5 protein-coding genes and 4 pseudogenes are annotated in these 6,692 nt (G+C 33.1%); 7 read left to right on the forward strand and 2 right to left on the reverse strand.

The features are described from left to right. Positions 1-72 precede the first annotated feature (72 nt). The 5 genes and pseudogenes from BAQ49_RS18435 to BAQ49_RS18455 all read left to right on the forward strand — a co-directional run. Positions 73-708: pseudogene (locus BAQ49_RS18435) on the forward strand (MFS transporter); the annotation flags it as partial. A 209-nt stretch (positions 709-917) separates the two neighbouring features. Then, positions 918-1,364 (forward strand): MarR family winged helix-turn-helix transcriptional regulator, encoded by a 447-nt coding sequence (locus BAQ49_RS18440; protein ID WP_000817662.1) that lies wholly within the window; start codon positions 918-920, stop codon positions 1,362-1,364. Between the two features lie 32 nt (positions 1,365-1,396). After that, positions 1,397-2,341: an acetyl-CoA carboxylase carboxyltransferase subunit alpha gene (locus tag BAQ49_RS18445; protein ID WP_064470405.1), complete on the forward strand. Its 945-nt coding sequence runs from the start codon at positions 1,397-1,399 to the stop codon at positions 2,339-2,341. A 123-nt stretch (positions 2,342-2,464) separates the two neighbouring features. Continuing rightward, a pseudogene (locus tag BAQ49_RS32410) lies at positions 2,465-2,583 on the forward strand (IS6 family transposase); the annotation flags it as partial. A gap of 121 nt (positions 2,584-2,704) precedes the next feature. Then, positions 2,705-4,141, forward strand: a pseudogene (locus tag BAQ49_RS18455) (IS4 family transposase). Positions 4,142-4,565: 424 nt separating this feature from the next. Here the strand turns inward: BAQ49_RS18455 and BAQ49_RS18460 are convergent. Further along, positions 4,566-5,150, reverse strand: coding sequence for a DUF7010 family protein (locus BAQ49_RS18460; RefSeq protein WP_071746575.1), 585 nt, complete (start codon positions 5,148-5,150; stop codon positions 4,566-4,568). A 145-nt stretch (positions 5,151-5,295) separates the two neighbouring features. Continuing rightward, a pseudogene (locus BAQ49_RS34325) lies at positions 5,296-5,388 on the reverse strand (transposase); the annotation flags it as partial. Between the two features lie 139 nt (positions 5,389-5,527). On the opposite strand from BAQ49_RS34325, the gene BAQ49_RS18470 reads away from it, so the two are divergent. Next, a complete protein-coding gene (locus BAQ49_RS18470; RefSeq protein WP_071746577.1) occupies positions 5,528-5,857 on the forward strand; it encodes a 6-aminohexanoate hydrolase in 330 nt (109 codons plus the stop codon). A gap of 595 nt (positions 5,858-6,452) precedes the next feature. Next, the coding region (locus tag BAQ49_RS18475) for a DinB family protein (RefSeq protein ID WP_131802725.1) at positions 6,453-6,692 on the forward strand (240 nt) is incomplete at its 3' end.

Genomic DNA, 6,692 nt, shown 5'->3' on the forward strand with positions numbered 1-6,692 from the left:
AATTTATAGAAAGGTAGGCATGATAAAGAAGTCTATTAAAACGTGATTTTTTCGCTAGGCAACTTGAATAAGGGGGCTGTTTCTGTTCTTGTGCTAGTATCAGGGATTATGGTTCAACGGTTGTTACCATCATCTTCAAATAAAGAGCAATTAAATTGGAAAGACGAACTTCTGCGATTTAAGAATATTCATCTTTGGGCAGCGAACGTAACAAGTATGTTCATTATTGGTGGTACGTTTGCAGCATTTAGTTATTTCACTCCAACCTTTACAAATGTTACAGGATTTTCAAGCACAAGCATTCCATATTTACTTGCTCTCTATGGTAGCGCGACGGTAATTGGGAATATAATAATTGGCAAGTTCGCTGATAAATTTACAATGAAAATACTTATGGGTGGATTAATTATATTAATCATAGCGTTGTCTTTATTTGCTTTAAGTGCAGAGAATAAATACATTGCAGTTATTTCTACGATTTTTATTGGTTTAACTGGTGTAGCATTGAATCCAGCTATGGTTGCGAGGGTGATGAAATCAGCTAGTAATGGAATAATGATAAATACCGTTCATAGTTCTTTTATTACGCTAGGTATTGTTATTGGTTCGTCATTAGGTGGTCTTGGGATCAGTAAAGGATATGGTTTTGTATCTCCGCTATGGATTGGAGCTTGTTTAGCTATCCTTGGGGTAGTTTTATTTTCTTAGCTTGATTTCGATGAGCGGTACCCCATAAAGGCCCCTGATACATAATTGATGTTCTGCCATTTGTAGAAAACAATCCACTTATACCATTTTAACAAGAAGAAATATCTCGTCCATGTTGTAATATTGGCTTACGTTAAGCTTGTGAAAAAATCATATTCATGTATAATACAATTGATGTATGATACAATAGTTGTAGGAGGGTGACCTTTTTGAAAAGAGAAGATGCCTTAAAACTAAGAACAGATATTAAGAAAATGATTATAATAACTGGGGTTTTTGAATCTCAAAATTTGCCCAATGGACCATTTGAAAAACCTTTACCAACTTCTCAAATGATGGCGTTAGAAGAACTAGAGGTGGAAAAATTAACTGTTTGGCAACTATCCAATAAACTTAGATTAGAGACTTCAACTGTAAGTAGATTGGTAGATAAGTTAGTAAAAAAGGGGCTTATTTATCGTGAAGTAAATGAAAAAAATAGAAGAGAACTTTTTCTGCACCTCACAGAAAAAGGTCACATAACTGTTAATTGCTTAAGAGAGCAATCCATTACATTTTATCAAAGTATTCTCAATAATTTATCAGAATCAGAACAAAAAATAGTTGTGGATGGTTTTGAATTATTTATTGATTCTATTTCTAAGCCTTTTGATTAGAGTGAGGTAAATCATAACATTTGGAGGATAAAATGAGTTTGGATTTTGAACGTCCTATTATTGAATTAAAAGAGAAATTTGATGAATTAAAGAAAATTATGAAAGAAAATAATGTAGATTTATCGTCAGAAATTCATGTATTAGAAAAACGTTTAAATAAAATGCAAGATAAAATTTATTCTAATATTACATCTTTTCAACGAGTTCAAATTGCAAGGCTACGTAACCGGCCCACGACATTGGACTATATACCTTTATTGTTTACAAACTTTCTCGAACTTCATGGTGATCGATTATATGGTGATGATAAAGCAATGATAGGTGGTATTGCAAAATTTAAAGGGATGCCCGTTACGGTTATTGGTCATCAAAGAGGTAGAAATACAAAGGAAAGTATAGAAAGAAATTTTGGAATGGCACATCCAGAAGGTTATAGAAAAGCGCTAAGACTTATGAAACAAGCTGATAAATTTAATCGCCCTATTATTACATTTATTGATACAATAGGCGCCTATCCAGGGAAAGGGTCTGAAGAACGTGGAATTTCTGAAGCGATAGCTCGAAATCTATTTGAAATGGCTACACTTAAAGTGCCAATTGTTTGTATTGTAATTGGAGAGGCATCAAGTGGTGGAGCTCTTGGCATTAGTGTCGGTAACCATATCCATATGTTAGAGTATTCATGGTACTCGGTAATTTCGCCAGAAGGAGCAGCATCTATCCTATGGAAGGACGCTAAGTATGCTCCAGAAGCTGCTGAACATATGAAAATTTCAGCAAAAGATTTAAAACATTTAGGAATTATTGATGAAATCATTCCTGAAATTAAAGGTGGAGCACAAAATGATATAAAATCACAGGCAAAAATGATTGAATCTGTAATCGAATCATCTCTAAAAAAATTGATACTATTATCCTCGGAAGAGCTTATACAACAGCGATATGAAAAGTATAGACAAATAGAGAATTATAAATGAAAGTATTTAAAGTCCGTATTACATTTCGGAGGATTCTCGCAAAAAAATTCTAAATATTTTGTAAGTAACCTCTTAAACTGGGATATGCTGATACTATTACTCTACAAAAGATGTGTGATCGGTATGGAAAAGGAAAATTTGTTCAAATGGAAGCATTATCAGCAAGATATTATTTTGTTAACTGTACGTTGGTACGGTACAACTTAATTTTTCGTGATTTAGTAGAAATGATGAGGAACCAGGATTATCCTACCATTATGCTAGAAATATATATGTTATATTTTCTTTTCCACTACCTTTGCACCAGAACCAAAAAATACGCTATTCTTTCTGTAGAATCATAGGAAAGGATGGCGTTTTTGTATGTATCTATCAATTTCTGACGAATTACAATTATTCGCTGAAGAATTATATGAACATCTTACCCCTTCATTTTTGGAAAATCTCGCTAGAGAGCTAGGTTTTGTAAAACGAAAACGTAAATTTTCAGGGTATGATTTAGCTACTATATGTGTCTGGATTAGTCAACGAGTAGCGAGTGATTCATTAGTCCGATTGTGTAGTCAGCTACATGCATCAACAGGAACTCTTATGAGTCCTGAAGGACTAAATAAGCGCTTTAATAAAAAGGCAGTGTTCTTTTTGAAACATATTTTCTCCACATTATTAAAAAATAAAGTTTGTGGAAAGTCAGCAATTCCAAGTGCTTCACTTACCTATTTTCAGCGAATTCGTATTTTAGATGCAACCATTTTTCACGTACAAAAACACTTGGCCAATGTATATCCTGGATCAGGTGGTTGTGCACAAACAGCGGGTATAAAAATCCAGTTAGAATATGATTTACATAGTGGTCAGTTTTTAAATTTCCAAGTGGAACCAGGGAAAAATAATGATAAAACCTTTGGAACAGAGTGTTTATCAACATTACGCCCTGGTGACCTATGTATTCGGGATTTAGGCTATTATTCACTGGATGATTTAGATCAAATGGATCAACGTGGTGTGTACTATATATCGCGACTCAAATTAAACAATAGGGTATATGTCAAAAATGAATTTCCTGAATACTTTCGAAACGGAACAATAAAAAAACAATCTCGGTACATCAAAGTTGATTTAGAGCACATCATGGATACCTTAAAACCAGGACAGTCCTATGAAATAAAAGAAGCTTATATTGGAAAGGATAAAAAACTATTCACTCGGGTGATTATGTATCGATTAACAGAAAAACAACTTCGTGAGCGTATGAAAAAACAAGTGTACACAGAAAGTAAAAAAGGGATTACATATTCGGAAAAAAGCAAACGATTAGCTGGCATGAACCTATATGTTACCAATACACCTTGGGAGATTGCTCCGATGGAACAAATCCATAATTTTTACTCTCTCCGCTGGCAAATTGAAATCATTTTTAAAACTTGGAAATCCTTATTTCAAATTCATCATTGGCAACATATTAAACAAGAGCGATTAGAATGCCATGTTTATGGAAAACTCATTGCCATTTTTCTATGTTCTTCTACTATGTTTAAGATGCGACAATTAATTTTACAAAAGAAGAAACAAGAATTAAGTGAATATAAAGCAATTGGAATGATTCAAGACCACTTATCGAGTTTGTATCAAGCCATACAACAAAACATCTAAGAAATAACAAAGATCCTAATCAGCCTGTTCCACCTCCTACAGAAGAACGGAAGAAAATCTCATCGATATGAGAAGAAGACTGTTTTTGATATTATGGGTGTTGTTTATGAGTATAATGGGTTGAAAAAACAAAAGAAAGTTGCATAATTTAAAAAAGGAAACCCGTTAGGGTTTATTTGGTATGCATATTATTAAGAGTATGCTTCTATTTTAGGAATGCTTTACCTCCACAAAATGAAAGTACACTTTGTTTTCATTTTTAAGTTGATGGGCATGGGGTACCGCCAACAAGACGCGAATTTTGCACGCTAAGCAAAAAAACAATAAGCTGTCCACATGGACAGCTTATTTACATAATTCTCGTTCTCGGAAGTAAAGTTTTAAAAGTAATTTATCCATAGTGATATTAAAATTACTACTAACAGGGGTAGCACTATATCGCTATCAACCTAATAAAACAAAATACCTCCTAAAATGTAAAAAAAGGGCTGACTTCTCACAATAACTAACTATAGAAAAAGAAAATTTTCATTTCTTGACAGTTATTAATTAATAAAATCGGTTGCTGAATTTATCCTTTGATGGAAAAGTCATATCCCTTTAAAGGTTGTTGAGTAGAATAATGAGTAATAACTCCAGTTATTAAAGAAATTAACCCCCAAATTAATGCAAGGTAATGTACTTGGGAACTTGGTAGAGTATAAATAAAAAGGCACCCAAGTGAAACTCCCAATATAACAAGTATGAAATATAAATAATCTAAATGAACCCAGCAAAGAATAAGAAAATGCGCGGCATTTATAATACATATTACAGGAAGTAACATATCCACATTCAGTTCTTTAACGAGAAACAATACTGGAATACAAACAACTACGACACCGGAGGAAAATGCAACTAATGATGAATACTGATTAGGTTTTGCAGACATTTTCATCACTTTAAATAAAGCTACTCCAATTATAGGAATAAGCAATCCACCCCATATATAAAACCCTACTACTGCTACTTTAGGTAATGCATAAGTTAATATAAATGCTAATAACCAAAAAACAGCACCTGCAATTAACATAAATCCTCCGCCTCGGTATTCTTTGATAAAATCATAGCGATCCTGACTAATCTCAACATTTTTAGGTACAAAAGGTATTCTCACAGTTTTCCCTCCTCAATTAAATTTCTCCACCATTAAATGGCCTGTTTGCGGCGTCATTTCAAGTGATTTTGCAATGTCTTTTCATTTAAAATTCTAGCAAGTATTTAAGACTTCCTTCCTTGTTTTTTGGTGTGAGTGCTGGCTAGAGGTTTAGTGCACTACTTCTTGGAAGTTGATCTTGTAGCGCTCTTTCTCGTAATTCACTATATTTTCCAAAGGAAATAGCGAAAGGCAAGGCGATGAATACATTTACAAAATGACAAAACTGTAAGAATACACGAATGTTTGTAAGAAAGTTCGATGTTTTCCTTTTTCTTTTTTTATTATAGTGAAAAAGAAGAACGAAATATTCTCTTATGTAGGAAAGGAAGATAATAATGATTGATCTATTAAATAAATGGATGTTAGAAAGTACAGCCAATTTTAATATCGTTGTAGGACTTACAACATTTCTATTTTTTGGTTCAGTAATTGCACTTATTATTATTTACAAAAAAATTGGTAAACCAGATGAAAGAACAAATGCTATTTATTTAAAAATTACTTCTCGTATGTTTACTACTCAAATTCTAATGAATGCTATATTTATTTCTTTAGTTGGTAAAGATATTGAGAATTTCCGTCAAATCTTTATATTATTTGAAGCTTTTGTATTCTTTATTGGAGCTATTTATTCGTTTAAAATATATAGACAGGAATACAAATAATTCACTTATAAGAAACAATAAAAAACAGTAGTGATTTTACACTACTGTTTTTTATTGTTCATTTTCAAATATGAACTTTTCATTTTTAGTTAACTGTATATTCTATACATATGAAGTTAACATAACGTCTCATTATCGGTAGCAAGTTTTTCATAGAATCCTTGTTTTTACTAAATTTTTTGTCTCTATGTCTATCTATCTCTTATACAAGATTTTATATATCATCGATATAGCAGGGATTCTAGGGATCTTCGCTATTCTTTTTTGCATAAAATCTTGTATAGAAAAGTAGTTAGACTAGTGTGTTTTACTTCGGTTCATTTCAAAATATAATTGAAAATTCATCTTTAAATTAAAAAAAGAAGGTGTTACCTTTATATATTAATAACTTCGAAATATTGTATAACAGATAACTTTTATGCATTATTGATTAGCATTGCTTATTGTGCTAACGAATCAGGATAGTGTGGCGACCGACCAACTAAATAGTTGTTTTATCCTCAATTATTAGAAGGAAAGTTCTATCATTTCGTGAATTTATTAGACATAGACGAGTGCTATAATCTTCTATATCTCCATAAAGAGGTGACTACGCATGGATCAAAGACCGTCAGAAGAAGAATACGCCGGGAGCTCCGGCGAATATATCCGTTTGGTGCCGGACGGTAACATCATCGACATTCTGCTCGCCCAGGAAAAGCAAATGACCGAGCTCCTGGCATCGTTGAACGAAAGCCAGGCCGCGTATCGGTATGCGGAAGGAAAATGGACGCTGAAAGAAGTCGCGGGCCACATCGCAGACGCGGAACGCGTCATGACCTACCGCCTGCTCCGG

Source organism: Bacillus proteolyticus (genome assembly GCF_001884065.1).
Taxonomy (GTDB): domain Bacteria; phylum Bacillota; class Bacilli; order Bacillales; family Bacillaceae_G; genus Bacillus_A; species Bacillus_A proteolyticus.

Bases quoted from the DNA above. Each gene is read 5' to 3' on its own strand.
- BAQ49_RS18445 (WP_064470405.1), top strand. From the start codon at position 1,397: ATGAGTTTGGATTTTGAACGTCCTATTATTGAATTAAAAGAGAAATTT.
- BAQ49_RS18470 (WP_071746577.1), top strand. From the start codon at position 5,528: ATGATTGATCTATTAAATAAATGGATGTTAGAAAGTACAGCCAATTTT.